Origin of the sequence: Marinobacter sp. NFXS9 (genome assembly GCF_040148665.1) — a bacterium.
GTDB lineage: Bacteria > Pseudomonadota > Gammaproteobacteria > Pseudomonadales > Oleiphilaceae > Marinobacter_A > Marinobacter_A mangrovi.
The window spans coordinates 105,247-131,477 of record NZ_JAGDDW010000008.1; the positions used below are offsets into that span (position 1 = coordinate 105,247).

24 protein-coding genes are annotated in these 26,231 nt (G+C 62.2%); 8 read left to right on the forward strand and 16 right to left on the reverse strand.

Features of this window, described 5'->3' with window-relative positions:
• Nucleotides 1–127: 127 nt before the first annotated feature.
• From J3364_RS13800 to J3364_RS13820, 5 genes are all read right to left on the reverse strand, one after another.
• Nucleotides 128–640: a hypothetical protein gene (locus tag J3364_RS13800; protein WP_349558892.1), complete on the reverse strand. Its 513-nt coding sequence runs from the start codon at nucleotides 638–640 to the stop codon at nucleotides 128–130.
• Between the two features lie 510 nt (nucleotides 641–1,150).
• Nucleotides 1,151–1,582 carry a c-type cytochrome gene (locus tag J3364_RS13805; protein WP_349558893.1) on the reverse strand — a complete coding sequence of 144 codons (432 nt, stop codon included), beginning with the start codon at nucleotides 1,580–1,582 and terminating at the stop codon, nucleotides 1,151–1,153.
• A gap of 176 nt (nucleotides 1,583–1,758) precedes the next feature.
• The gene (locus tag J3364_RS13810; RefSeq protein WP_349558894.1) at nucleotides 1,759–2,547 is read right to left on the reverse strand and encodes a hypothetical protein; all 789 of its coding nucleotides are present in this window, start codon (nucleotides 2,545–2,547) and stop codon (nucleotides 1,759–1,761) included.
• Between the two features lie 72 nt (nucleotides 2,548–2,619).
• Nucleotides 2,620–3,810 (reverse strand): AGE family epimerase/isomerase, encoded by a 1,191-nt coding sequence (locus tag J3364_RS13815; RefSeq protein ID WP_349558895.1) that lies wholly within the window; start codon nucleotides 3,808–3,810, stop codon nucleotides 2,620–2,622.
• A gap of 111 nt (nucleotides 3,811–3,921) precedes the next feature.
• The gene (locus J3364_RS13820; protein WP_349558896.1) at nucleotides 3,922–4,866 is read right to left on the reverse strand and encodes a LysR family transcriptional regulator; all 945 of its coding nucleotides are present in this window, start codon (nucleotides 4,864–4,866) and stop codon (nucleotides 3,922–3,924) included.
• A gap of 147 nt (nucleotides 4,867–5,013) precedes the next feature.
• On the opposite strand from J3364_RS13820, the gene J3364_RS13825 reads away from it, so the two are divergent.
• From J3364_RS13825 to J3364_RS13835, 3 genes are read left to right on the forward strand one after another with little or no spacing between them, the layout of a single operon-like run.
• Entirely contained in the window at nucleotides 5,014–6,255 is a 1,242-nt protein-coding gene (locus J3364_RS13825; protein WP_349558897.1) for an argininosuccinate synthase-related protein, read from the forward strand.
• A gap of 1 nt (nucleotide 6,256) precedes the next feature.
• Nucleotides 6,257–7,033: a 2OG-Fe dioxygenase family protein gene (locus J3364_RS13830; RefSeq protein WP_349558898.1), complete on the forward strand. Its 777-nt coding sequence runs from the start codon at nucleotides 6,257–6,259 to the stop codon at nucleotides 7,031–7,033.
• Nucleotides 7,034–7,052: 19 nt separating this feature from the next.
• The gene (locus J3364_RS13835; protein WP_349558899.1) at nucleotides 7,053–7,961 is read left to right on the forward strand and encodes a DMT family transporter; all 909 of its coding nucleotides are present in this window, start codon (nucleotides 7,053–7,055) and stop codon (nucleotides 7,959–7,961) included.
• A gap of 2 nt (nucleotides 7,962–7,963) precedes the next feature.
• Here J3364_RS13835 and J3364_RS13840 read toward each other — a convergent pair whose 3' ends face one another.
• The 6 genes from J3364_RS13840 to J3364_RS13865 form a co-directional block, all read right to left on the reverse strand.
• The gene (locus tag J3364_RS13840) at nucleotides 7,964–8,647 is read right to left on the reverse strand and encodes a YoaK family protein (RefSeq protein WP_349558900.1); all 684 of its coding nucleotides are present in this window, start codon (nucleotides 8,645–8,647) and stop codon (nucleotides 7,964–7,966) included.
• Nucleotides 8,648–8,656: 9 nt separating this feature from the next.
• Complete coding sequence (locus J3364_RS13845; RefSeq protein ID WP_349558901.1) at nucleotides 8,657–9,610, reverse strand: bile acid:sodium symporter family protein; 954 nt, start codon at nucleotides 9,608–9,610, stop codon at nucleotides 8,657–8,659.
• Between the two features lie 175 nt (nucleotides 9,611–9,785).
• Nucleotides 9,786–10,631, reverse strand: a complete 846-nt coding sequence (locus tag J3364_RS13850) for a substrate-binding periplasmic protein (RefSeq protein WP_349558902.1) — start codon at nucleotides 10,629–10,631, stop codon at nucleotides 9,786–9,788.
• A 126-nt stretch (nucleotides 10,632–10,757) separates the two neighbouring features.
• Nucleotides 10,758–11,771: an asparaginase gene (locus J3364_RS13855; protein WP_349558903.1), complete on the reverse strand. Its 1,014-nt coding sequence runs from the start codon at nucleotides 11,769–11,771 to the stop codon at nucleotides 10,758–10,760.
• On the reverse strand, nucleotides 11,768–13,171 hold the full coding sequence (locus tag J3364_RS13860) for an aspartate ammonia-lyase (RefSeq protein ID WP_349558904.1): 1,404 nt from the start codon (nucleotides 13,169–13,171) through the stop codon (nucleotides 11,768–11,770). The genes J3364_RS13855 and J3364_RS13860 overlap by 4 nt, the downstream gene beginning before the upstream one ends.
• A 69-nt stretch (nucleotides 13,172–13,240) precedes the next feature.
• Nucleotides 13,241–14,716, reverse strand: a complete 1,476-nt coding sequence (locus J3364_RS13865; RefSeq protein ID WP_349558905.1) for an alanine/glycine:cation symporter family protein — start codon at nucleotides 14,714–14,716, stop codon at nucleotides 13,241–13,243.
• Nucleotides 14,717–14,889: 173 nt separating this feature from the next.
• Here J3364_RS13865 and J3364_RS13870 point away from each other — a divergent pair, with 173 nt between their 5' ends.
• Together J3364_RS13870 and J3364_RS13875 are read left to right on the forward strand one after the other, a co-directional pair.
• A complete protein-coding gene (locus J3364_RS13870) occupies nucleotides 14,890–15,717 on the forward strand; it encodes a helix-turn-helix domain-containing protein (RefSeq protein ID WP_349558906.1) in 828 nt (275 codons plus the stop codon).
• Between the two features lie 90 nt (nucleotides 15,718–15,807).
• Nucleotides 15,808–16,659 (forward strand): nuclear transport factor 2 family protein, encoded by an 852-nt coding sequence (locus tag J3364_RS13875; protein WP_349558907.1) that lies wholly within the window; start codon nucleotides 15,808–15,810, stop codon nucleotides 16,657–16,659.
• Between the two features lie 51 nt (nucleotides 16,660–16,710).
• On the opposite strand, the gene yghU is transcribed toward J3364_RS13875, so the two are convergent.
• Nucleotides 16,711–17,583: a glutathione-dependent disulfide-bond oxidoreductase gene (yghU, locus tag J3364_RS13880; protein WP_349558908.1), complete on the reverse strand. Its 873-nt coding sequence runs from the start codon at nucleotides 17,581–17,583 to the stop codon at nucleotides 16,711–16,713.
• Between the two features lie 591 nt (nucleotides 17,584–18,174).
• Here yghU and J3364_RS13885 point away from each other — a divergent pair.
• Nucleotides 18,175–19,623, forward strand: a complete 1,449-nt coding sequence (locus J3364_RS13885; protein WP_349558909.1) for a helicase HerA-like domain-containing protein — start codon at nucleotides 18,175–18,177, stop codon at nucleotides 19,621–19,623.
• A gap of 111 nt (nucleotides 19,624–19,734) precedes the next feature.
• Here J3364_RS13885 and J3364_RS13890 read toward each other — a convergent pair whose 3' ends face one another.
• Nucleotides 19,735–20,658, reverse strand: coding sequence for an NAD(P)/FAD-dependent oxidoreductase (locus J3364_RS13890; protein WP_349558910.1), 924 nt, complete (start codon nucleotides 20,656–20,658; stop codon nucleotides 19,735–19,737).
• A 124-nt stretch (nucleotides 20,659–20,782) separates the two neighbouring features.
• Between J3364_RS13890 and J3364_RS13895 the strand changes: the two genes are divergently transcribed.
• Nucleotides 20,783–21,217: an Rrf2 family transcriptional regulator gene (locus J3364_RS13895; RefSeq protein ID WP_349559012.1), complete on the forward strand. Its 435-nt coding sequence runs from the start codon at nucleotides 20,783–20,785 to the stop codon at nucleotides 21,215–21,217.
• 168 nt (nucleotides 21,218–21,385) lie between these two features.
• On the opposite strand, the gene gcvA is transcribed toward J3364_RS13895, so the two are convergent.
• Complete coding sequence (gene gcvA, locus J3364_RS13900) at nucleotides 21,386–22,297, reverse strand: transcriptional regulator GcvA (RefSeq protein WP_123634016.1); 912 nt, start codon at nucleotides 22,295–22,297, stop codon at nucleotides 21,386–21,388.
• A gap of 126 nt (nucleotides 22,298–22,423) precedes the next feature.
• Between gcvA and J3364_RS13905 the strand changes: the two genes are divergently transcribed.
• A complete protein-coding gene (locus J3364_RS13905; RefSeq protein WP_190294841.1) occupies nucleotides 22,424–22,597 on the forward strand; it encodes an RSP_7527 family protein in 174 nt (57 codons plus the stop codon).
• 161 nt (nucleotides 22,598–22,758) lie between these two features.
• Here the strand turns inward: J3364_RS13905 and J3364_RS13910 are convergent, their stop codons facing one another.
• Together J3364_RS13910 and katG are read right to left on the reverse strand one after the other, a co-directional pair.
• A complete protein-coding gene (locus tag J3364_RS13910; protein WP_349558911.1) occupies nucleotides 22,759–23,487 on the reverse strand; it encodes a hypothetical protein in 729 nt (242 codons plus the stop codon).
• 148 nt (nucleotides 23,488–23,635) lie between these two features.
• Nucleotides 23,636–25,810: a catalase/peroxidase HPI gene (katG, locus tag J3364_RS13915; protein ID WP_349559013.1), complete on the reverse strand. Its 2,175-nt coding sequence runs from the start codon at nucleotides 25,808–25,810 to the stop codon at nucleotides 23,636–23,638.
• Between the last annotated feature and the right edge of the window lie 421 nt (nucleotides 25,811–26,231).

A 26,231-nucleotide genomic window follows, 5' to 3' on the forward strand; every position in this document is an offset into this window, starting at 1 on the left:
AAAAAGCGGTGCGCATTCCGTGACTTGCTGATGAGTATAGACGCCGGACCGGCGGCGTCGCACTGAGCGGGATCAAGAACCCGGACGATAAGGGGGTCCCGGATCGGGACCCTGTGGGGGATAGGAGTCAGAAGTTGAAGCCAATGCCGGCGCTGTAGGCCCAGGCACCGTCATCGAAGTTGTTCTCCGCTTCGTCGGCGTTGTCGAAAAAGATCTGGTACTCCGTCTGCACCGTGATGTAGGTCTTGGGCAGCACGTAGTACTTCACGCCCAGTTCCGGTCCGGCGAAAAACGTCTCATCCACATCGTCGCCATAGATGCCGCCCAGGTTGGCGCCCACGAAAGGCCGCCAGTCGCCGGCGTTGAAATGGTAATCCCCGAAGAATCGGCTGGCGCCGCTCCAGCTGGAATTGTCATTGGTGTCCGCGAAGCCGATGCTCTGGCGCAGCCCAAAGGCGGTCGAGGTGCTGTAGAACTTACCGAGGTCGAAGCTCACGCTGGCCGTGTTGTTGTCGAAATCGGTATCGCTGGACCCTGAGCCGGCCAGGGTAAAGAGGCGGTCTCCCTTGGTGGGTTCGGCCGATGCCAGCATCGGCAGCAGCGTCAGACAAAGGATTGCGATTGAAGGGGTGCAGCGCATGGCGTTGCCTCCTGCTTGTCGTGCGGGCGCGCACCGGAGATCGTTTCCTCCGGCCCATGGAACCTTGCCCTCCTGAATCCCTGCGCGCGTGGAATGTCAGGGACCGCACCGTGACTTCTCATTCTGAGCCTAGAAGTCAAAACAACGGCGCGACCGCCTCACGCCCGATTTGTAATGTGAGGTTCCGGACGTGTCGAAACCAGGGCCGGTCCTGATGGGCAAACCTGTCGTGTTTTGATCCTGGCGGGCGGTGCGCCAGGCTTGGGGTTTGCTGATGGGGCGCGCATGCAGGCGGCTGAAAATAAAGGCGAGGTGTGAGCATTTGTGAGTGTCGGATCAGCGGCGACGACGGTCGGTTACCGGGTAGGCCGGCGCTGACTTGGGGCTGTCATGTTTTACAGGTCGTTCCAGCCCGTCCGGAGCGTTAACGAAGTTTAATGCGCCGGGCCATCGACGAGGGGGAAGGAGGAGCCCGGTGCCGAAACGACGTCCGGCACCGGCCGGCATCCGCTATTGCGGCGGTGCCGGGAACTGAACGTAAGGTCCCCGGGGTTCCTGGTCCGGTGGGAGGTAAGCCGGAGCCGGCTGCCCGGCGGGTCCCTGGTGGCGGATGAAGTGGTAGATCGCCCGCAGGTCCTGGTCCGACATGTCCCGCAGGGCAAACCAGGGCATGGGCGGTCGGTACTGCGTATTGCGGGCCAGGCTGAGCCACTGGTCCTCCGTCAGGGACTGCATGGTCAGCCGCAGGTTGCTGGGGTAAGTTGTGCCCCAGGGGCCGCGCCAGCCGAGGCTGTCGCCCGTCAGCCAGTTGCTGTCCGGGACCTGACCGCCGGACATGGCATAACCCGGCGTATGGCAGTCGTTGCAGCCGGCGATCTGGGTGAGGTAACGGCCGTGACGAATCAGCTCGGTGTCGTCATCGGCGGCGATAGCGGCGTTCACGGTCGACAATAGCCAGACCGTAAGAGCCAGGAGGGTTTTGGAACAGCGAAAAAATGGGGATGGGTGAACAGTGCGCGCGACCATAATGGCCTCCGACACGGGACGCGATCACGCTTGACCGCAAAATTTAAGGTAATCCCTTTGGCGGCCAAGTCAATCACTCTCGAATCCGGTCTTTAAACGCACGCCTCCTGCGTCGCTTCCCGTGGTACGCGTGCCCCGCGCAGCCCCAGTTCATCGGCGTACAGCAGGTTGCCGATGCCCATGACGACGTTGCCGATGGAGATGTGGCCGGGTGGGGCGGTTCCCTCGTCGGTGACGCCTTCCTGTTCCGCCTTCAGCAGCACCCGGAGCACATCGCCAAGATGAATCAGCAGGTCCAGCGCGCCAAAGTCTTCGGGAGGGTTGTCCATCTGCCCGGTCACATAGGCTCGGGCTTCTTCCACGATCGCGGCCTGGTGGCGGCCCAGGAACTCGGTATCCAGGCCCATCATGGTCTGGTAACGGCGCTGTCGTTCCAGACGAATGGCTTCGATGCAGGTTTCTTCTGCCTGCGCGTCACCGGTCGGCACACGCGTCATTCCGGCGAGGCGGAAATCCACATTGCCTTCGCCGAGCTGCCGGCGGACTTCATCCCGCACTTGATGCCGGGCCCGGGGCAGGAACTGGTTGATGGCCTGCCGCTTGGTCCGGGCCAGGTCCTCCCGGGTCACTTCCCGCACCAGCATGGCGAGGATGCGGGCGCATTCCACCAGGTCCGGCCACAGGTCCACATCGATCGCATCGAGATCGTCCGGCAGCAATCGGGTGATGGTTTTTGCTTCGAAGTACAGGCCGGTGATGTCGGCGGCGGTGAGGCTGGATCGGGCAATCACCTTGCGAAGGCCCAGTCGCTCGATCTCGCTGAGGAGGCCGGGGAGCAGGAGGAGGGTGTAGTGTTGTGCGCCTGTCGAGGGTAACGCCATGGCATTTCCGGGGTGGCCCTTCCTACCTTTAAGCGTAGCAGGTGAGCCCCCGGTGTGCCTGAGTGCGGCTGGTCAGCGCCGCTTGAGCGTCCGGATCACCTCGTAGCAGGCGCCCATGGTGTGGTAGTCCGTCTTGCCGGCCGGGCTCTTTTCGTCGGAGTACTGGCGGTTGTCCCGGGTGAGTATGCGGTACCAGGCGCCGTATTCATGATCGACAAAATGCGACCAGACATAGCGCCAGATGCGGTCGTACCAGTCCCAGTACTGCGACTCGCCGGTGGCTTCGGCCAGCAGCGCCGCGGCGGCAAAGGTTTCCGCCTGCACCCAGAAATACTTGTCGTCGTCGCAGATCGAACCGTCCGGCGCAAAGCCGTAAACGATGCCGCCGTGCACGTCGTCCCAGGCGGTGGCCAGGGCCCGGTCGAACAGGTCCCGGGCGCGGTCGATCATCCAGGGCTCGGGGCGGTGGCGGTGCAGGATCAACAGCAGCTTGGTCCATTCGGTCTGGTGGCCGGGCTGAAAGCCCCACGGGCGGAACAGGTGGCGAGGATCGTCGCGGTTGTAGTCCCAGTCGATCTGCCAGTCGGCGTCATAGTGCTCCCAGATCAGGCCATCGCCCTGTGCGGCCTGACGTTCGCAGATGTTGCGGGCAAGCGTATGGGCCCGGTCCAGGTAGCGGGTTTCACCGGTGGCTTCGAATGCGGCCAGCAGCGCTTCGCAGGTGTGCATGTTGGCGTTCTGGCCGCGGTAAGGTGACAGCACCGACCAGTCGGCGTTGGCTTCGTCGGCGTAGAGACCGGCGTCCGGTAGCCAGAAGTGGTCTTCCATCAGGTCAAAGGCCTTGCCGATGCCGTCCCGGGCTTCGCTGATGCCGCATTCATAGGCCGTGGCGTAGGCCAGCAGGACGAACGCCATGCCGTAACAATGGCGGGTGCTGTCTTCCGGCTGGTGATGGTCCAGGGTCCAGGCATAGCCCCGTTGCGCCGGCTCCCAGTGGACTTGTTCCAGATAATCGAGCCCGTGGCGCGCCAGCTCCAGGTCGTCCGGCCGCTGGAAAAAATGGCCGGCTTTGGCGTAGTTGAAGACGAACCGCGTCGAGCTGACCAGGTGGCGATGGTGCGCGTTGTAGACCGTGCCGTCGTTGCGGAAATACTGGAAAAAACCGCCGTCGGGGTCTTTGCAGCGTCCTTCGTAGAACGCCAGGATGCTGCGGATGTGATCGGTCAGGAACGCGGGGTCGCGGAAATTCGGGGTCTCGCTCATGGGGCCGTCCGTTGCTGGGTGGATTGTTGTTGTCTGCGCCACCCTATCCTACCGGACACCCGACGTCTGTTGGCCGTTGGGATGACCTGTGTGAAGGGGCAACGGGAGCCATTAGCCGCCGTAGCCGTGGCCGGAACTTTTGAAATCCCCCTCCAGGAAACTGCTGGCAAAATCCACAAAAGCCCGCAGCTTCGGTGAAATATGGCGAGAGCGGGGGTACTGGATGTTGACGCGCCCCTGGTAGCGGCCCTCGATGGCCCAGTCGTCGAGGACCGTGACCACCGTACCTTTGCGCAACTGGGTATTCACCGTGAAATCGGGAAAGATGCCGATGCCGAAATGGTTGCACACGGCGTCCATGCGAATTTCCGTGTGATTGACGATGTAGCGGCCGTTGGTTTCCACGGTGACGGTTTCGTCGCCGCGGCGGAATGTCCAGATGTTGTCGGTGACCGTCTCGCCCAGGGACAGGCAATCGAAGTTGACCAGCTCGCTGGGGTGACTTGGCTTGCCGTGCTGGGCGATGTAGGTCGGCGAGGCGCAGAGCACCGCTTTGACCACGCCCAGCCGCGCCGCCACCAGGCCCTCGATGGGCGTGTCGGTAATGGTGACCACCGCATCGATGTCGTCGTAATGGGGATCGAGGGTGCGGTCCGTCACCACCAGCTGCACTTCCACGTCCGGGTAGCGGTTCAGGAAGGGCGGGACCGCATGGCGCAGCACCTGCGCGCAGTAGGCCTTGGGCACGCCGATCTTGAGCCGCCCATGGGGTTCCCCATGGGCCTCGTCGGCGATATCCAAGACATCCTGGGCGGAGTCCAGCACCGACTTGCAGTGGGCGAAGACTTTTTCCCCGGTGGCATTAAGACGCAGGCTTCGGGTGGACCGTTCCAGCAGGCGCACCTTGAGGGCGTCCTCCAGCCGGGAGACCTGGCGACTGACCGCAGACGGCGTGGAACCCAGCTTCTGGGCCGCTGAGGTGAACGATCCGGTTTCCACCACCGTCACGAACACCGCCACGTCCTGCATGATCGACATCACGCGATTTGCACTCACTGTGCACAACTCCTTTTCCGTAACCCGGGCTAATCCGATTCGGGTCAGTTAGTTAGCATAACAGTGGACCTGGCAGGAAACCTCCCCTGGCTTCCTGCGGTTCTCCCCTCCAATAACACCATGAAATTCAAACGGGAAGGCGTGACGATGAAAAAGCTGCGCAGTGTGACGGATCTGGATTTTGTGTGTGAACGGGTTGACCACGTGGTGGCCCTTTTCAGTGGTGGCCTGGACAGCACTTACCTCCTGAAATTACTCAACGACCGGAACGTGGCCGTCACCGCCGTCGCGGTGGACCTGGGCGACGATCCGGATATTGCGACATTGCACCATGTCGCCGCGAAGTTCGGTGCGCGGCTGCGCATTGTTGATCTCAAGCAACTGTTCACCCGGGAAGCGGCCCTGCCGGCGATCCGCGCCCAGGCCCGCTACCTCAGTACCTTTCCAATCAGCTCCTCGCTGTCACGTCCCTTTATAGCACGGGCCGCGGTGGATGTTGCCGAGTCGTTGGGATGCGGTGCCATTTTTCACACCGCGACCCAATCGCAGAATAGCCTGCGGCGGCTCAACGGCGCCATCGAGCAGCTCGGGTTCAATGGTTTTTACGGTTCACCCTACGAGTACACCTCCATCAGCCGCAGCGACAAGATCCGCGCGCTCAAGTCGGCTGGGCTGATGTCGTTCGAACAGCGTATCGTCAGCGGTGACAGCAACCTCTGGTGCCGGGAGTTCGAATCCGGCGTGCTGGATAATCCCGAGAGCTTCAGCGTGCCGGAAAACCTCTACGCCTGGACCCGGGTCGACGCTACTCGCCAGTCGGAATCGACCGGCCACAAGCTCTCCATTACGTTTCGCGCCGGCGAACCCGTGGCCGTCAACGATGGTGCCATGGAACCGCTGCCGCTGATCAAGCACCTCAATAACGTGGTGGGCGCCTACGGCATCGGCCGTTTTGCCGGACTGGAGCATCTGGCCGGTGGCGAGAAGGTGCTGGAAGTGCGTGAGGCGCCGGCGGCCCTGGCGCTGATGGACGCCTACCGCCACCTGGAAACCGCAGTGCAGGATTACGAACTGCTGCGGGAAAAACAGGCGCTGGAACAGCTCTGGGTCCGGGAAGCCGTGGAAGGCCGCTGGTACGGCACATTACGGGCGTCGATCGACGAGTTCCTGTTGCGTGCGTCCCAGGACGTGTCCGGCAAAGTCACCTATGACCTGTCCGCTTGCACGCTTTGCCTGGAAGCCATCCAGGGCGTCTGCCCACGTTATATACGCAACCGCGACGAGTGGGAGGCGCAGACCGCCGCGACGGCCAGCGCCCGCTCACTGGCCGACCTGGAGCCGGAAGAGGACGTGCTGCCTCTGGCCACCCGTCTTGCCATGGGAGCCTGACATGAGCGCGCAGGAAGTACCGCTGCCCCGCCAGACCCTGGGGCCGGCAGCGGAGGCGGCCGCAGCCGACCTGATCATCCAGGACTTTGCGTTTGTGCCCGGCCAGACCCTGGCCGGGCTGCTGGACCTGGCGCCCGGAACTTCGGACGCCGAGTGGCGGGCTTTTGCCCATTGCTGGAACCGGCTTACCCGGGATAACTATATGGCCGATCACGGGCGATACCGATACCGACGCTATGGCCGCTTCGAATACCGGGCGGACCGGGACTCGCTAAGGCTGTTGCCGCACCAGCCTTATTCCCAGCCCCTGTCGGTGAACCCGCTGAACGGTGGGATCCAGCGCTACTTCGATCCGCTGGAGGACGTGTTCGTGGCCAGCCCGGTGCTGCAACGTCTGTTGCGGACTATGGCCAAAATCTACGCCGCCGCCGACGGATACGCCTCCAACTGGCGTATCCGCCTGCATCCCTACCGGATCCTGGCGGCGACGGAAGCGCCGGGCCGGCCGACGCCGGAGGGGCTGCACCGGGATGGTGTGACCTACATCGCCTCGATGCTGGTGAACCGGCACAACCTGACCGGTGGCGAGACGCGCGTCACCGATACCGAGGGGGGCATCCTGTCGTCAGTCACCCTCGCCGAACCGATGGATCTGCTGTTGTCCGACGACGAAACCACCCTGCATGAGGTCTCGGAGATTCATCCCCTGGATGACCAGGGCCCGGCCTACCGGGACGTCCTGGTGATCGCCTTCGAGCGTATGGAAGCGCTCCTTTAGCACAGGAAAGGATTCAACCATGACACACACACGACACGGTTTCCCGGTGGCCGAGTGCCTGCTGTTGCTGGTCGCTGCCTTCTGGGGCACCAGCTATGGTCTGTCAAAACAGGCCCTGGTTTTCTATCCGGTGATGGGCTTTATCGCCATCCGGTTTCTCGCCACGTTCTTTACGCTGCTGCCGGTGCTGGTGCGGGAGTATCGCGCCGGTGGCGCGCGGGACTGGCGGGTCGGCCTGCCGACGGGGCTGATCCTGCTATCGGTCTTTATCTGCGAAACGTTCGGGGTACTGCACACCACCGCCGCCAACGCCGCCTTCCTGATCAGTCTGTGCGTGCTGTTTACCCCGTTTACCGAGTGGCTGGTCCTGCACCAGCGACCGTCGTTCGAGAATGTCGTGCTGGCCGGTGTGTCGTTTGTCGGTGTCGGGTTACTGACCACCGGCAGTGACGTCACGCTGAATATCGGCGACTTGTTGATCCTGTGCGCGGCGGTCCTGCGGGCGCTGATGGTGACCGTGACCCGCAAGGTCACCACCGGTAAGCGGATTTCCACCCTCAGCCTGACCGGTATCCAGTCCGGTGTGGTCGGGGTGGGCGCGCTGGCGGTATTGGCCCTGTCGGACCCGGCCGCCTTCGTTCAACTGCCGATGGATGCGAGTTTCTGGTTGATCGTGGTGTACCTGGTGCTGTTCTGCACCGTCTTTGCCTTCTTCGCGCAGAACTTCGGTGCCCGTAATATCGCGCCCACCCGGGTCTCGCTGCTGATGGGAACCGAGCCGGCTTTCGGGGCGTTGTTTGCGGTCTGGTGGCTGGGCGAGCAGGTCGCCCTGTCCGGTTGGGTCGGCGGCTGCCTGATCATCTTCTCGGCGCTGTATTCCATGGTGCCGAGAACGCCGCGTGGCGTGGTGGCGACCAGTTTGAACTGATTTCAGTCGCCGAGATCGCTGGCCTGGGTGCGAGCGCGCACGGTGTAGATGCGATAGCTGAGGGCCAGTACCAGGCAAGTGATCGCCGGTGCGGCGAGTGCCATAAAGTGCAGCGCGGCAAACAGGCTCGCGCCCACGGCGCCACCCAACACGAAGCCGGAAATGATCAACAGGAAAAGGATGGCCTTGCGCCGGTCAAAGCTCTCACCGCGCAGGGCGCCGCCCAGCATCAGGCCCAGATCCGTGAAAATACCGGTGACATGGGTGGTGCGTACGATGGCACCGCTGTAGGTGGTGACCAGTGCGTTCTGGGTGCCGCAGGCGGCCGAGGCGAGGCAGGCCCCCAGGAAGTGCCCGTTTTCGAGCAGGTAGATCGCCGACAGCAGCAGAACGCCCTCGATCACCAGCAGCGAATCGTAGTGGCGCCCCAGTTCCAGGGACTGACCGGAGAGCATGAATCCCGACAGCGCCGCCCCCAGCAGGAAACTCCCCAGAATACCCACCAGGAGCAGGGCACCCGACAGGTCGAGTGCGGCCAAAGAGGTGCCGACCGATGTGGCCGTACCCGACAGATGGGACAGCGCCTGGTGGGAGACCCCGAGTAGCCCGATGGCGTTGATGCAGCCGGCCGTCAGGGCCAGTACGAACGCGCCGTATTCCACCCACCGGGGCAATCGCGAGGTCATGGCGTCGCCTCAGGCGGAGGTATCGGCTTGCATGGACCGACCGTCGTCTTCAGCCGGCCGGCGTTTCCAGTAGCCAGCCAGCAACGACCCGGACACGTTGTGCCAGATGGAGAACAGAGCGCCCGGCAGGGCCGACGTCGCCGTGAAGAACTGGTTGGCCAGTGCCACCGCCAGTCCCGAGTTCTGCATGCCCACCTCGATGGCCATGGTGCGTGCCACCCGCTTGCTGAAACCCAAAGCGCGGCCGGCCGCATAGCCACCGGCCAGGCCGATCATGTTATGCAGCACCACCGCCACAATCACCAGGGGCCCCAGGGTGGACAGCTTGCCGGCATTGAGTGCGACCACAATGGCAATGATGAACACGATGGCGGCCATCGCCAGCGTCGCCAGGGCCGGCTCCACCTGCTTAATCTGGCGTCCCAGGAAGTGGTGGATGATCACACCCGCCGCAATCGGCCCGATCACCAGCTGGGCGATGCTCAGGAACATGCCAGCGACCGGTACGTCCACGGTCTGACCCACCAGCAGCGCGGTCAGCAGCGGTGTGGCGGCAACCGAGATGAGCGTGCTTGTCAGCGTCATGGAGACCGACAGCGCCACGTGGCCGTTGGCCAGCCAGGTGATCACGTTGGAGGCCGTGCCGCCGGCGGTTGCGCCGACCAGCACCATACCGATGGTCAGTTCCGGCGACAGCTGCAGGAACCAGGACACGAACAGAGCAGCCAGCGGCATCACGGTAAACTGCAGCACCACGCCCACACCGACCGGCAACGGGGCCCGGATCACGCCCATGAAATCGTGGCGTGACAGGGTAAGCCCCATGGCAAACATGATGACGCCCAGCAACAGCTTGATGAGGAAGGCAAAATCGGTGAACCAGGCGGGCTGCCATGCGGCGACGGCGGCGAAAAGGATCGCCCAGACGGGAAACAGTCGGTTGATGCGTTCGAATACGGGCATGAAGAGTCCTGCAAGTTGGCTAACGGTAAGGCCCTCTGCAGAGGGTTCTGGTTATGGGGTGCAAGCGTACGATATTTGAGCGGCCGGGTCTTGTCCTGGCCATCGCCTGACTCATGCCTGTGTCTGACTGCAGGTGCCTCGCTCGCCAAATCGACGCCGATTGACGGAGCCGCGTCTATGGGGCCAAAGCCGGGCGGCGGCCCAGTGTGGGCAGAGGGCCCATCCACACATGCCGCTCGATTTTCAGGTCGGCCGGCGTCAGTTGTTCCGCGACCGGGAGGGTGATGTCCTCCAGTTTCAGCTGTCGTGCGAAGGCGGCGTGCCGGGCCGCCAGTTCACCGCTTTGCGACAGGCGCTCCAGTATCCTCCGGACCTGGGGAGCCAGTGCCCGGTGGCGGCTTTCGAGATAGTGATAGACCGGCACGATCTTTAGCGGTGCACTGACGATGCGAAGGTCTTTCAATCCGTTTTTCTGGATGAAATAGGCGCCCACCAGGTCTGAATCCACGGCGACATCAATGCGATTGCGCGCCAGCAGTTCCATCATTTGCTCGGTGGTGTTTGAGAGAATCGGCTCGACCGGCAGCGCATCGAGGCCGGACGTCACACCGCGAAGCAGACCCAGACGATAATGGCCGCCCTGTCGCAGCCCGGTGACCCCATCGTTTCGGGCGAAAGCCACCAGCTGCAGTTGGGTCAGGGGAACCTCAATAGGCACGGCATTGGGGATTTGACGATTGAGCCCGGCAGGGCGCGCGATGACACCGTCGACCTGTTGGTCCCGGAGCATGGCTCGGGCCCGCGCCGGAGGTACTTCACGCACGTGGATGCGAATGCCCAGTTCGGCATAGACATCGCGGATCAGGGGAACACCAACCTGGTTCAGCGGATTGCCGGGCATTGCGGCAAAGGTGAGAGTGTCCGGTAACGCCTCCTGAGCCTGGGCGGATCGCTCAAACCAAAGCCAACCGGAGACCATGGCCATAGCCAGGGCGAGGATCGCAGGATGCGCTGATGTCACACACCACCCCCCGGGAACATACCCTGATTCGCAGAGAATGCTGTCTAATCATAGTACGTTTACGGGCAAACTTCGTCTCAAAAAAAGGGGGGAGGGAAGCGTGCGATAGACGATGATCACCGGCGCTTATGCCGGTGTGCAGTCCTCCGCCAGCGGCCGCACCATGAGCTCGCGGATGATGTCCTCCGGGCAGCCCAGGCCGAGCAGGAAATGCAGCTTGGTGAATGCGGCTTCCGGCGTCAGGTCAAGGCCCGGTAAGACACCCAGGCTGTTCAGTTCAGCGCCGGTTGCATACGCCCCCTGGTTTACCGGGCCCTGGTGGCACTGGCTGACGTTGACCACGGTCACCCCCCGATCGATCGCCTCGCCCAGCGCATCCATCAACGTCACATCGGCATTGGGCGGGTTGCCGACCCCGTAACTCTGGAGGATCAGGCCCCGGGTCTGGTCCGGGTCCAGGGCAGCGTCCACCAGCCGCGCGGGAATGCCGGGGTAAAGCATGAGCAGCGCGACGGCGTCCGGTTGGCTGTCGGGGAAGGCAAAATCCGGAGTGCCGGGTGCCATCAGCCGGTCGCCATACAGCGCTACGTCAATGCCAATGCGTCCAAGCGGCAGCGCATTGGGCGAATCGAACGCCGCGAAAGCGGTGCTGTTCACTTTGCGGGCCCGGTTGCCGCGCAACAGCCTGCCCCGGAAACAGAGGCAGACTTCGCTGATACGGGCGTCAGCAGCCAAAAGCAGCGCATGGGTCAGGTTGTCGACGGCATCATTGCGTGGCTGACCCAGCGGGATCTGGGCGCCGGTGAGGATCACCGGTTTGTTGCATCCGCGCAATTGATACGACAGCGCCGACGCGGTGTAGGCCATGGTGTCCGTGCCGTGCAGGACCACAAAGCCGTCGTAATCGGACCAGTGCTGCTGCAGTACCTGCCCGATCCGCTGCCAGTCCGCCGGCAGCAGGTTGGCGCTGTCGATCAGTCGGTCCAGTTCGAGCAGATCGTAGCTCGGCAGTATCGCGGCGGCATCCGCGAGTTGCTTGCGGATGCGCGCCTCCAATCCGGCCGCCGGAACGTACCCCTGATCAGACGGCACCATCCCCAGGGTGCCGCCGGTGTAGACCACCAACACCCGGGCCGTCATGCGTCCACCGCGGCTGGTGCCAGCATCGCCTGCGGGCTGAGCAGCCGGTCCAGGGTTTCCGGTGCCAGCAGGCCTTCGCCCAGCACCAGCTCGCGCACCGTCGAGCCCGTGTGCAGGGCCTGTGACGCAATCCGGGTGGCGTTGGCGTAGCCGATGTGCGGCACCAGCGCGGTAACAATGCCAATGCTGTTATCCACGTGCCGGGCGCATTGCTCGACGTTGGCGCGGATGTCCCGGATACATCGCTCTTCCAGCATGGAGCAGGCGGCGCCCAACATCTTCATGGCGTTGAGCAGGTTGTAGACGATCATCGGCTCCATGGCGTTGAGCTGGAGCTGGCCAGCTTCGGCCGCGAGGGTCACTGCCAGGTCGCTGGCAATCACCTGGTAGGCGGTCTGGTTCACAGCTTCCGGAATTACCGGATTCACCTTGCCGGGCATGATCGAGGATCCGGGCTGGCGCGGCGGCAGCAGGATCTCGCCCAGGCCGGTGCGCGGTCCGCTGGACAGCAGGCGCAGGTCGTTGCACATCTTGCCCAGTTTCACCGCGAACCGTTTGAGAATCCCGGAGAAGAGCACGAACGCGCCCATGTCCGACGACGCTTCCACCAGGTTGCTGGCGGACACGATGGGCTTGCCGCTGATCTCGGCCAGGTAGTTCACCGCCAGCGCCTGGTAGCGGGGATGGGTGTTGATGCCCGTGCCGATGGCGGTGCCGCCCAGGTTCACTTCGCACAGCAGCCGGCTGGCTTCGTGCAGGCGGTCGATGTCCTCGCCCAGATTGACCGCGAACGCCTCGAACTCCTGGCCCAGGGTCATGGGCACGGCGTCCTGCAACTGGGTCCGGCCCATCTTGACGATGTGGGCAAACTCGCGCCCCTTGGCCTCCAGCGAGGCCTTCAGGTTCAGGATCGCGGTTTCCAGGGGCTCGGCGGAAAACTGCACCGCCAGGCACACAGCCGTGGGGTAGGCGTCGTTGGTGGACTGGGAACGGTTGACGTCATCGTTGGGGTGCAGGTGCTGGTAGGCGCCCTTGGGATGGCCCAGCTTCTCCAGCGCCAGGTTGGCGATGACCTCGTTGGCGTTCATGTTGGTGGAGGTGCCGGCACCACCCTGGATCAGGTCCACCACGAACTGGTCGTGCAGGTGGCCGGCGATAATGTCGTCGCAGGCGGCGGTGATTGCGTCGGTCTTGTGCGGGGCCAGGCTACCCAGGTCGCGGTTGGCCAGGGCCGCCGCTTTCTTGACCATCGCCAGCGCCCGTATGAACGGCGGGAAGTGACTGATCGGCACGCCGGTGATGGCGAAGTTGTCCAGCGCGCGCTGGGTCTGGATGCCGTACCAGGCATCGGCGGGCACCGCCAGATCGCCCAGGAGATCGTGCTCAATGCGGGTGTTCATGGTGTCGTGGCACCTTCGGTGTTCTCGGGTTGGAGTAGGGCGGCGCCGGGTGGCGCCGCCCGGATGGCATCAGGACTGGCTTTGCAGGGTGCCGCTCGCCTCGTTGCGTTCGCGCAGGCGCTCGACGTCTTCCGGTTCCAGGTCCCAGGCTTTCAGGTCGATGTTCATGTCCTTGAAGTTGCGGGCCTCGAAAATCGGCTGCTCGTTGCCTTCGGCAATCTGACGATCGAAGTCCTTCAGGATGCGCAGGCCCGGCTTGAACAGGCCGATCAGCGCGATCAGGTTGACCAGCGCCAGCAGGCCCATGGTGACGTCGGCGAAGCCGAACACCGTGCCCAGGTCGGTGGTCGCGCCCCAGCACACCAGGCCGATAACGGCCACACGGAAGGCGTGGGCCAGCGGGCGGTTGGCCGTGCTCAGGAAGTCGACGCTGTTCTCACCCAGGTAGTAGTTGTAGAGGATCGTGCTGAAGCCGAACAACAGCAGCGCGATGCTCACAAAGCTGCGACCCCAGTCGCCCACATGGTCCGCCAGGGCGGACTGGGTCAGTGCGACGCCGCCGACATCGGCCATGTTGGACGGATCGTAGATGCCGCTCAGCAGGATGATGAACGCGGTGGAGGAGCAGATGATGATGGTGTCGATGAACACCGAGAACGCCTGCACCACGCCCTGATTGGCCGGGTGCGGTACGTAGGCCACCGCCGCCACGTTCGGGGCGCTGCCCAGGCCGGCCTCGTTGGAGAACAGGCCACGTTTGACGCCCATCAGGATGGCCGCACCGATGCCTCCGCCGATCATCGGCTCGAGGCCGAAGGCGCTCTTTACGATCAGGGTGATCGCATCCGGGATGCGTTCGATGTTCATGACCAGGACGACCGCGGTAATGACCAGGTAGCCGGCGGCCATGATCGGCACCAGTACTTCGGAGACCCGGGCAATCCGCTTGACGCCGCCAAAGATGATCGCAGCCACGATGACGGCGAGGACAATGCCGGTATACAGGACGGGAACACCGAACGCATCGCCCACCGATGTGGCGACCGCGTAGGACTGCAGGGCCGTGAAGCCAAAGCCGAAAGTGACCAGCAGGAGCAGGGAATAGATGCCCGCCATCCAGCGCCACTTCGGCCCGAGGCCCCGGGCGATGTAATAGGCCGGGCCACCACGATAGGTGCCGTCCGCTTCCGATTGTTTGTAGGTCTGGGCCAGGGTGCATTCCAGGAAACTGGTGGCCATGCCCATCAGGCCGACCACCCACATCCAGAATACGGCGCCGGGACCGCCCAGGGTAATGGCGACCGCCACACCGGCGATGTTACCGCCACCGACACGACCGGCGATGGACAGCAGCAGCGCCTGGAAGGAACTCAGGTGACCGTGCTGATCGCGCTGGAAGGCCTGGCTGGCACTGAGAATTCGGAACATCCGCCCGAAATAGCGGAACTGGACAAAGCGGGACGCGACACTGAAGCCGACGCCGACGGTGATCAGCAGGGCAATGAGTACCTTGCCCCAGAGCAGATCATTGAGGAATTCCAACATAAAGGGCCTCTCCGGAAGTTGTTCTTGTAAACAGGCAACTCATTTAAACAACCGTCGGGGGCTGATAGAATTTTGCGCATTGGCGGCACAGTGGCGCGCTCTGATGCGCTAAGTGCGTCACTTTGCGCCATCGCAAACTGGCGCCTTCCAAACCCAAGCGGGGACTAATGGTTATGAGCGAAGCAGGTGTCCACGAAGACCTGGCGCTGAATCTCCGGCTGCTGTGCAGCTACTACAAGTCCATCGCCGAAGTCTGCCGGCGGCTCAATATCAACCGGCCCCAGTTCAACCGCTATCTCAGCGGCCAGCATCGACCATCCGCCAACACCCTGCGCCGGCTTTGTGAGTTTTTCGGGGTGGATGTGCAGGACATCGAGCGGCCTCACCAGGAGTTTGAGCGCCTGGTGCAGGTTCGTCCCCGCGTGCGGCCGGTCGACGATGAACGGTCAGGCTCCGCCGGCCATCATCTGGACCGGTTGCAGCACGCCGGCGGCTCGATGGATCGTTACCTGGGCTACTACTTCGAGTACTACCTGTCCATGTCTGCACCGGGCAAACTCCTGCGTAACCTGGTGTGCCTGGAACAGCGCGACGGCCAGGTGGTCTTCCAGCGTACGGAGCGGATGGAGCCGGTTGCCGGCGAGCCGCCGTGCCACAACCGCTATCAGGGCATGGCGTACCTGCTGAGCGACCGCCTGTTCCTGGTGGACTACGAGACCCTGAACCGCCACGAAATTACGCAAACCATCCTGTTCCCCAGCTTCCGCAACCGGGTGACCCGCCTGACGGGCATCAAGATCGGCGTGTCCGACAACAGCCAGCGCATGCCGTGCTGCGCCCGGGTACTCTACGAATACCTCGGGCCCAGTGTGCAACTGAGAAAAGCCCTGCGGCTGTGTGGCTTGTATCGCACCGACGATCCCCGGGTGGACCAATCCATCCTGGATGCGGTCAGTAACGACATGGCGCCAGGCGAGATGCTGTTCCGGGCCCGCCACTGAGCGCCCTGGCGAATCCTTAACAATCGTTATTTGGCGGTACGAAAGTCGCTCGATAGACTGCGCTTTCCCGTTCACTGAAGACGTTGATTTATGCGCGCTATCAAACGCTATTCCCTGGTCATCCTCGGTACGCTGATGCTGTCCGCCTGCGGCGGTCCGGAAACCCCTCAGGAGGTTTCAAAGGCCTTCTGGCAGTCGGTCATCGACGGCGATGCAGGTGAAGTGGCTGATCTGTCGACCCTGGATGATGAAAGCCGCTTCGACGGGTTTGGCCAGGACTGGCAGGGTGCCACGGCCTCGTCTGGCCGGATCGTGATTGAAGGGCCAACCGCCCGGATTACGACCCAGATCAAAGGGCTGAAGGACCAAGACGACAAGCCACTGGAAACCACAACCTATCTCGTCCAGGAAGACGGCGAGTGGCAGGTGGACTACGCCCACACCAAAGAGGCGTTCACCAATCGGCCGCTGTTCGACCAGATGATGCGCAAGCTGGAAGACTTCGGCGAGCAGATGCGCAGCAGCTTCTCGGCGTCGTCGGATAAGGCGGCGATGGACATCGAGAGCATGTCCGAGCAGCTCAAGGACCGGATGGCCGCCGCCAATGAGGATGTCTCGAAGCAGATGGACGACTTCGCCGAGAAGCTCGGCGAGGCTATGGAGGCGTTGTCCGAGTCCATCAGCAATGCCCTGGAAGACAATCCCCAGGCTGCCCCTCAGGACCGTCGGACCCTGCAGCAGGCGGTGATTCGACTGGATGAGAATCGCGAAGAGCTGGACGATCCGACCGTTCAGTCCGTCGCCGACGGCAGCAAGACGCTGGCCCAGGTGCAGCTGTCACTGAATCAGCTGGGAGATCGTTTTGCGGCGTACCAGAAAGCGTGGGGCGAGCAGGTGAAGCAGGTCGAACAGGAAATGACTCACCTCACCCAGGGCTCCTGATTACTTTTTGCTCAGTGATCGGCGCCCCATTCGAGGGCGCCGATCGCCGGGTTACTCCGCCGTTTCCAACTTATCCTGGGTGCGCAGCTCGAAGTCACTGGCGTCATGCCGCTCGTGCAGCTGCTGGTCGGGCTCCCCCCAGGTGCGGTTGACGATCCGGCCCCGGCGCACGGCCGGCCGCTTCGCAATCATCTCCGCCCAGCGCACCACATGGGTGTAGGTGTGGGCTTCCAGGAACTCCGCCGCGTCATACACCTTGTTCTTCACCAACGCCCCGTACCAGGCCCAGATCGCCATATCGGCGATGGTGTACTCTTCACCCGCAATGTAGGTGTGCTCGGCCAGTTGGCGATTCAACACGTCGAGCTGGCGCTTCACTTCCATGGTGTAGCGGTTGATCGGGTATTCGTAGCTTTCCGGCGCGTAGGCGTAGAAATGCCCGAAGCCACCGCCAAGCAGCGGTGCGCTGCCCATCTGCCAGAACAGCCAGGACAGGCATTCGGTCCGGCCCGCCACGTCCTCCGGGATAAACGCCCCGAACTTATCCGCCAGGTACAGCAGGATACTGCCGGATTCGAAGATCCGCAGTGGCGGGTCCATACTGTGATCGACCATGGCCGGGATCTTGGAGTTGGGGTTGGCGTCGACGAAGCCACTGCCGAACTGGTCGCCATCGAGGATGCGGATCGGCCAGGCATCGTATTCCGCATCACCGATGCCGCGCTCCAGCAGCTCTTCCAGCATCACGGTGACCTTCACGCCATTGGGCGTCGCCAGCGAGTACAGCTGGAGGGGGTGCTTGCCAACCGGCAGGGTCTTGTCGTGGGTCGGGCCTGCGATCGGACGGTTGATGCTGGTGAATTTGCCGCCGCTCTGGTTATCCCATTTCCAGACTTTGGGTGGGGTATAGGTTGAGTCGCTCATCACTGCCCTCTGTGTCGGTTCGATGCCTCATAGTGCCCATAGGGCCAGAGTGAGACAAGCCGTTGGGTTGCTGCAAACAACAAGGTACGACCAGCGCTGGGCTTTCGTTCACTGTCGAGCGCTTGTCCACACAATCCGTGGATAACGCTGTGAGCAACTCCGGGAGAAGGTCCGGTGAGCGCTACAGTCACTTCGTTTCAGCAACATGGCGGGCAAATGACCAAACTTGGCCCGGGTGATTGCCCGGTGATCAGAGTGCTGGTTTCTCACCCAATAGCAGGGCATGAATCAGTGCTACTGGTCGTGCCACCGAACGGTTTTTAAGCGATCTGGTTTATTGCCGAAAAACAGCTCTCTATTGTCCACAGAATCCGTGGATAACGCTGTGGGTAACGGAAGGAGAATCGCCCTGAAGCCGGCCGGCGTCTGGCCCTCAGCGTTCTGGTTCCAGAATGACCGGCGCGGTTTCGGCTGCCCAATCCATGAGCCGTGGCCGCTGCGATTGATTATTTTCTGACCCTGGCCTTAAATCCAAAGGTTCCCTCCCAAAAATCGCCTGAGGCCGGATCTTCGCCGGCAGGGACGGTGGTGATGAATCGCGTTCTGATCGGTGCGGCGGATGGCAAGCCGCAATATCTGCTGGGCACTATGGCCAACCGCCACGGACTGGTCGCCGGCGCCACCGGAACCGGCAAGACCGTCACGCTGCAAGTGCTTGCGGAAGGCTTTTCCCGGCTGGGCGTTCCGGTATTCAGCGCCGACATCAAGGGCGATCTGAGTGGTATTTCGGCACCGGGCAGCCGCAACAAACATGTGGATAAGCGCATCGAAGCCATTGGAATCACCGACTGGGCGCCGGCGGGCTGTCCCACCCGATTGTGGGATATTTTCGGTCAGAGCGGGCAAACGGTGCGTACCACGGTCGCTGATCTTGGGCCGACGTTGCTGGCCAACCTGCTGGAGCTCAATGGCACCCAGAGCGGCTTGATGCAGCTGGCCTTCGATTACGCGGATAGGCAGAACCTGCCACTGTTGGATCTGAAAGACCTGGAAGCCGTCATCAACTGGATGATGGGCCACCGCAAGGCGCTGGAAGCCGACTACGGCCACCTCTCCACCCAGAGTCTGGGTGCCATCCTGCGGCGGGTTCTGGTGTTGAAAAACGAGGGTGGCGAGGTTTTCTTTGGCGAGCCGGCGCTGGCGATCCAGGACCTGATCGCCACGGAACAGGACCAGGGCGTGATCAACCTGCTGGATGGCCGCCAACTGATGATGCAGCCGCGGGTCTACACCACCTTCCTGTTGTGGTTGCTGGCGGAGCTGTTCGAGCAACTGCCGGAACGGGGCGATCAGCCCCTGCCGTTGCTGGTGTTCTTCTTCGACGAGGCACACCTGCTGTTCGACAGCGCGCCACCGGCCCTGCTGGAAAAACTGGAACAAACGGTCCGCCTGATCCGTTCGAAGGGCGTGGGGATCTACTTCGTCACCCAGTCGCCGTCGGACATTCCCGACAGTGTGTTGGGCCAGCTCGGTAACCGTATCCAGCATGCGTTGCGGGCCTACACACCCAGTGATCAGAAAGCCGTCAAGGCGGCCGCCCAGACATTCCGCCCGAATCCGGCCCTGGATACCGCGCAGGTGATTACCGAGCTGGGTCTGGGGGAGGCATTGGTTTCGACCCTGGATGACCAGGGCGTGCCTTCGGTGGTGGAAAAGACCCTGATCGCGCCACCGCGTAGCCAGATCGGCCCCATCGAGGGCGCGGCGATGGATGCGCTGCGGGACGACTCCCCGCTGGCGGTCAAATACGCCGAAGCCATTGATCGCGACAGTGCCCATGAGCGTTTGCAGGCGCGTCGTGCCGAGCAGGAAAAAGCGGCGGAAAAGCAGCAGGCCCCCGAAAAGGACGCCAGCCTCAAGCGCAGTCGCCGACAAACACCCACCGAAGCGTTCACCAAGAGTTTCCTGCGCAGCCTCGCCACCCAGATCAGCCGCATCCTGGTGCAGATGCTCAAGCAGATGATGAAACCTCGCCGTTGAGCGGGAGCACGGTTGTCCACACAATCCGTGGATAACCCTGTGAGCAATCGCTGTAGAGACGTGGGTAAGCCGCCAGCTGCTTGCCCTGTCGCGGTTCTGGCGAGTCAGTGATCAGGCCTGTGCGGCGACCCTTGCGGGATCTTCCTGCATCAGGAGGCGGTGGGCGTTGAAACCGGCGATCACCCCGGAGCCGGCCGCCAAGGTGGCATTCTGCATGGGGTTGGACATATCGCCGGCGGCAAAGACACCCTGGACCGTCGTCTGTTTGAGATCATCGACCTGTACGACCGGTCCCATGGGGCCGTCGTAAAACACGCAGCCAAGCTGCTCCGCCAGGGGGCTGGCCATTCGCGTTTTGGGGCCGATGTACAGCCCACCGAGTTCGATCACCCGGTCATCGGCGAGCCGGACGCCGGACAATGCCGGAGCCTCGCCCAGAACCTCGACCACGGGGGCGTGTTCAATCGTCACGTCGCGTTTTTGGAGATAGTCGCGTTGCTCCGGGTCCGGCTCAAAAGTGCCCTGTGTGAAATAGGTCGTCGGGCCCCAGTCCGGAATCATGCCGGCCTGGTGGGCAGAGAGGTGGCTGGTGGCCAGCACACCCAGTGGTCGGTTTCGCAACTCGAAACCGTGGCAGTACGGGCAGTGTATGACGGTCTGCCCCCAGCGCTCCTCGATGCCCGGGATGTCCGGCAGTTCGTCTTTGAGGCCGGTGGCGAGGATCAGTTTGCGGGCGCTGAACGCGGTACCGGAGGCCAGTGTCACCAGGAACCCGCCTTCGATCTGCGCCGCCGTTGAGGCCTGGCCTTCAATCACCCGGGCGGTTGGGTATCGAAGCAACTGCTCCAGGCCCCGTTCATGAATCTCCTCCGGCGAGACGCCGTCCAGGCCGAAAAAACCGTGGGACGCCGCCGCAAACCGGTTTCTTGGGCTGCGACCGTCAATCACGATCACCTGTCGCTGTCCCCGCACCAGTTGCAGGGCCGCTGACATTCCCGCAAAGCTGCCGCCAATCACCATCACATCGGCATCCATCGTCCATCTCCTGAGTGGCTTTCATGTAACATTTATTGTTACCTGAAGGTTGTTGGATTGGCAATACATGAAACATTAAAAGTTACATGATAAGCTGGTGCGACATTCACGAGGCCTTATGGTCATGCGCAAAGACAGCCGTTTATCCCGCGTTCTCCACGTTCTCGTTCATATGGATCAACTGGACGGACCGGCCACCTCCGACACCATTGCCCGGATGCTCAACACCAACCCGGTGGTGGTGCGCCGGACCATGGCTCTCCTGAAAACAGAGGGTTACGTCACGTCTGTGAAGGGGCACGGTGGCGGCTGGTCGCTGGCCAGGCCGCTCTCAGCCATGACGCTCTACGATGTCCACAGGGCATTGGGCGAGGGCTCGGTCTTCACCATCGGTCTGACGGACGAGCATACCGACTGCCCGATCGAGCAGGCCGTCAACGGTGCGATTGATGATGCCCTGGAGGAAGCGGAATCGCTTCTGCTGGCACGCTTCCGGGACGTTACCCTGGATCGGTTGCAGTTCCGAAGCCGTTCCGCGAAGGCCTCCAACAGTGGGTAAGAGGCTCGCCGGGCTTGTCCACAAATTCTGTGGATAACACTGTGAGCAGTGGCAGGAGAAGTGGCCCGGAGCGGGTTGGCGTGGGGCTTCCAGCGGATTGGCGCGCAATTGGCCAGGGCCCGGCAGGTCGGTCTGTTTCGTGATCAGACCGCTGGAAAAGCGACCGATTCAGACCGTCGCCGCGTCCTCTTCGTCGTGGGCCTGCATTTCACTCATCAGCCATTCCTTGAACGCGCGCATGCCGGTGGTGAGGGGGCGGTGCTTGCGATAGACCAGATAGAACGCCTTGTGGGTATCGAGCTTGATGTCGAACGGCACCACCAGGCGACCGGATTTGATTTCCCGTGAGGTGAGCGTGCTGTCGGCCAGCGCCACTCCCAGGTTTTCCTGCGCAGCGGCGGTGGCCAATTGGCCACTGGACATCTGCAGGCTGCCCTTGGGGGTGATGAATTCCACGCCCGCCTGCTGCATCCAGTCTTCCCATTCCCAGGTGCGTTTGCTGACGTAGATCAGTGTGTGGTGTTGCAGGTCTTCCGGTTTCTCCAGGGGATAGGGGCCTTTCAGCCGCTCCGGGCTGCATACCGGGACCAGCATGACCTTGCGCAGGAAATGCACTTCGATATCGTCCCACTCGCCGCTGCCGAAATAGACCGCCATATCGGTGCTGGTCCGGTTGAAGTCCAGCAGGCCCATGGAGGCGTTGATCTGCAGTTCCACGTCCGGGTAGAGCGCCTGGAAGCGGGCCATCCTCGGCATCAGCCAGCGCGTCAGGAAGTTGGGCGCCACGCTGATCTGCACCACGTTGGTTTCCTGGGCGGCCGTCAATCGGTGGGTCGCCATCTCGATTTCGTCCAGCGCGTGCCTGACGGAGGTCAGGTACTGTTCCCCGGCCGGCGTCAGTTCCACCTTGCGTTTGCTGCGGCTGAACAGGGAAAGACCCAAATATTCTTCAAGCGTCTTGATCTGGTGACTGACCGCGGATGCGGTGACAAAAAGTTCCTCGGCCGCCGCTGCAAAGCTCTTGTTACGGGCGGATGACTCGAATACACGGAGTGCATTCAGGGGTGGAAGACGGCGCATACGGGTTTCCACTACTGTTGAGAAACATTCAGCATTCTCCTTAGAAATGATCGCTTTTTCAACAGCGGCGGTGTCCTTACTATTAGCGATGTAGAGATTGAACACAGCCAGACGAGGACACCCACCATGGCCAAGCAAGCACTGAAAACAGATTCTCTCGGTAACATCGATATTGATTACTACATCCAGGTTGCCCATCAACAGCGCAGCGAGTACGTTGCTGAACTGGGTTCTGCACTGAAAGCCAAGATCAAGGGTCTGTTCAGCGCCCAGCCGGCAAAACTGTCTACCAGCCACTAAGCGCTGCGATCCTCGTGTGGAGATTGGCTGGCCTTCCTGGCCAGCCTGTCTGCCTCACGGCTCCACCGGGATACGCTGTTTCGGACAGAGGAGCGCCTCCTGCAAGACACCGATCGAATCGTCCTGCTTCTGTTTCGCTGAATACGTAAGCCCGCTCGTACTCATTCCCTGACGGATGAGCTTTCCCCGGCTTCTACCGCCGCGCAATACAGCCGATACGCAAAGACACCGCCCGCGACGTAGAAAAACAGGGACAGTGACGCGATAAAGCGGACCAGCAATGCGACACCCGGGTCGTAGGCTACGGTTGGCTCACCGGCCAGCGCGAGCTTCACAAAGACGACATGCACTAACCAGGCAAACAGCCCCGATCCGACGCCCGCCAGTACCGATGACAACACCAGTGCGACCATGAACCCCTGCGTTCGCGTCCAGCTGGCTGATAGGGATTCAAGCACCCCCCGCCGCATGCGGACCACTTCAAAGACCGCAAACGACAGCTTCACGCCCGCCAGGAAAATCAGCAGCATCAGCACCCAGGACGGCCAGAACAGCAGCGGCAGCGCTGCCAGCTTCAGTGCCAGCAACAACGTGAACAGGGGCGCGAAGAAGCGCGGTGCCCGGTTCAGGTAGCTCAGCACGGGTTGAGTGGCATCCGCCCGCAGATCCTCAAACAGCTGCAGCATGGACGAAAAGGCAAAGGCCGTGATCACGCAGTCGACGATCATGAATCCCCAGCTCAGCATCTGCTTTTGTGCCACCACAGGGTAGAGCTGGGTGTGTAGCCAGTCCGCGGCGGCGAAGAACACCAGGTAAACCAGGAACAGGCTGAAGATCCGGCGAAAGTGGGCGGTCAGGAAATGGAAAGACTGTTTGATGTAGGTACGCAAGGGAAAACCTGTTTTGAGCGGACAGCGTGGGTGTTTCAGAAACAACAGGTTAGCGCAGGACAGCGGGCTTGTCTGTGATGCGGCCGGGCAGCCGGCCACAAAAAAGGGCGCCACCGGCCGTGGCGCCCTTCGGTTTCCGACGACTCGATCAGGCGAGATCGAAGCGGTCGGCGTTCATCACTTTGGTCCAGGCTTTCACGAAGTCCTTCACGAATTTCTCCTTCGCGTCGTCCTGGGCATAGACCTCACTCAGGGCCCGCAGCTGCGAGTTGGAACCAAAGATCAGGTCCACCCGGGTGCCGGTCCATTTCACGTCGTTGGTCTTCACGTCGTGACCTTCGAACACATCGCCGTCGCTGGGTGAGGGCTTCCACTCCAGCCCCATGTCGGTGACGGTGACGAAGAAGTCGTTGGTCAGCGCGCCGACCTTGTCCGTGAACACGCCGTGCCTGGAGTCGCCCGAGTTGGCGCCGAGGACCCGCAGGCCGCCGACCAACACCGTCATTTCCGGCGCGGTGAGCTGCAACAGCTGGGCGCGATCGATCAACATGTCCTCATCCGGCACCGCGAACTTGGTGCGACGGTAGTTGCGGAAACCATCAGCCTGGGGTTCCAGCGGCTCGAACGCCTCGACATCGGTCTGGTCCTGACTGGCGTCGGTCCGACCCGGCGCGAACGGCACTTCGATGTTGTGGCCGGCGTCCTTCGCGGCCTTCTCGATACCGGCACTGCCACCCAGCACAATCAGATCGGCGAGCGAGATCTTCTTGTTGCTGGACTGGGCGTCGTTGAAGGACTTCTGGATGCCTTCAAGCGTCTGCAGGATCTTGCCGAGTTTGGCCGGCTCGTTTACCGCCCAGTCCTTCTGCGGGGCAAGACGCAGACGCGCACCGTTGGCCCCGCCGCGCATGTCGGAGCCGCGGAAAGTGGAGGCGGACGCCCAGGCCGTGGACACCAGCTCGGAGACAGACAGGCCGGAATTCAGCAGCTTGCTCTTCAGGTCGGCCACGTCCTGATCGTTCACCAGGTCGTGATCCACCGGGGGTACCGGATCCTGCCAGAGCAGATCTTCGGCCGGCACTTCCGGGCCTAGGTAGCGGGATTTCGGCCCCATGTCACGGTGCGTCAGCTTGAACCAGGCGCGGGCGAACGCGTCGGCGAACTCTTCCGGGTTTTCGTAGAAGCGACGGGAAATCTTCTCGTATTCCGGGTCGTAGCGCAGTGACAGGTCGGTCACCAGCATGGTCGGGGCACGACGCGGGGAATCCTTTTCCGGTCCCGGCATTTCATCGCCTTTGGCACCCTTGGCCACGAACTGCTTGGCACCGGCCGGGCTGGTGGTCAGCTCCCACTCATAGCCGAACAGGTTCGCGAAGAAGTTATTGCTCCACTGGGTCGGCGTCTGGGTCCAGATGACCTCGGGGCCACCGCCCATTGTGTCTTCGCCTTTACCCTTGCCGTAGCTGCTCTTCCAGCCCATCCCCATCATCTCGATGGGAGCGGCTTCCGGATCGGGCCCCATCTGGTCTTCGCTGCCGGCACCGTGGGTTTTACCGAAAGTATGGCCGCCGGCAATCAGCGCGACGGTTTCCTCGTCGTTCATCGCCATGCGCTTGAAGGTTTCACGGATGTCGTGAGCTGCCTTGACCGGGTCCGGTTCGCCCTCGGGGCCTTCCGGGTTCACATAGATGAGGCCCATGTGGGTTGCACCCAGCGGGTTTTCCAGCTCGCGGTTGGCCTTGTCGACGATACGCTCGTCACTGCCCAGCCACTCTTTCTCGGCGCCCCAGTAAACGTCTTCTTCCGGCTCCCACGTATCTTCACGGCCGCCGGCAAAACCGAAGGTCTTGAAGCCCATGGATTCCAGCGCCACGTTACCGGCCAGGACGTAGAGATCCGCCCAGGACAGTTTGTTGCCATACTTTTTCTTGATCGGCCAGAGCAGTCGACGTGCCTTGTCCAGGTTGACGTTGTCCGGCCAGCTGTTGAGAGGGGCAAAGCGCTGCTGACCGCCACCGGCGCCACCGCGGCCATCGCCAATGCGGTAGGTGCCGGCGCTGTGCCAGGCCATGCGGATCATCAGACCGCCGTAGTGCCCGAAGTCCGCCGGCCACCAGTCCTGGGAATCGGTCATCAGCATGGTCAGGTCGCGCTTGACCGCGGCCAGGTCCAGCTTCTTGAATTCTTCGGCGTAGTTAAAGTCTTCGCCCAGCGGGTTGGATTTGCTGGTGTGTTGGCGAAGGATGCTAAGGTTCAACTGGTTGGGCCACCAGTCCTTGTTGTAGGTGCCTTTGTCTTCGAGCCTCGTATGGGCCCCATGCATCACCGGGCACCCGCCTGACTTTCCTATGTTCTCGGCCATTTGTTCTCTCCGTTATTCCTGCGTTGTTGGAACAGCGATCGAGGCTTGACGACACCTCGGATGTCGCGTCTGTCGATTTAATAAACGTAGCAACCCGCGGCCAATGCACAAATTTGCTTTTTTTTACCAGAGCAATAGTTTTTGACTGTGACATGCCAAGCCGGTAATTGGTTCAATTGATTAAAATTATGGGATTCCAGGAACCGGCGCTGTCCACAGAAACTGTGGATAAGTGTGTGGGTAGGCTGGAGACGAAGCGGTCAGAACGAGACGGGGTAAGGGCTGCGTGAAGACGGTCGGCAATTGACCCGTTTCTCGCCCAGAGGCTTTATGGCCGTTTCACTGATGGCGAGCCTTTGACAGGGGACGTGTACCTGAACAG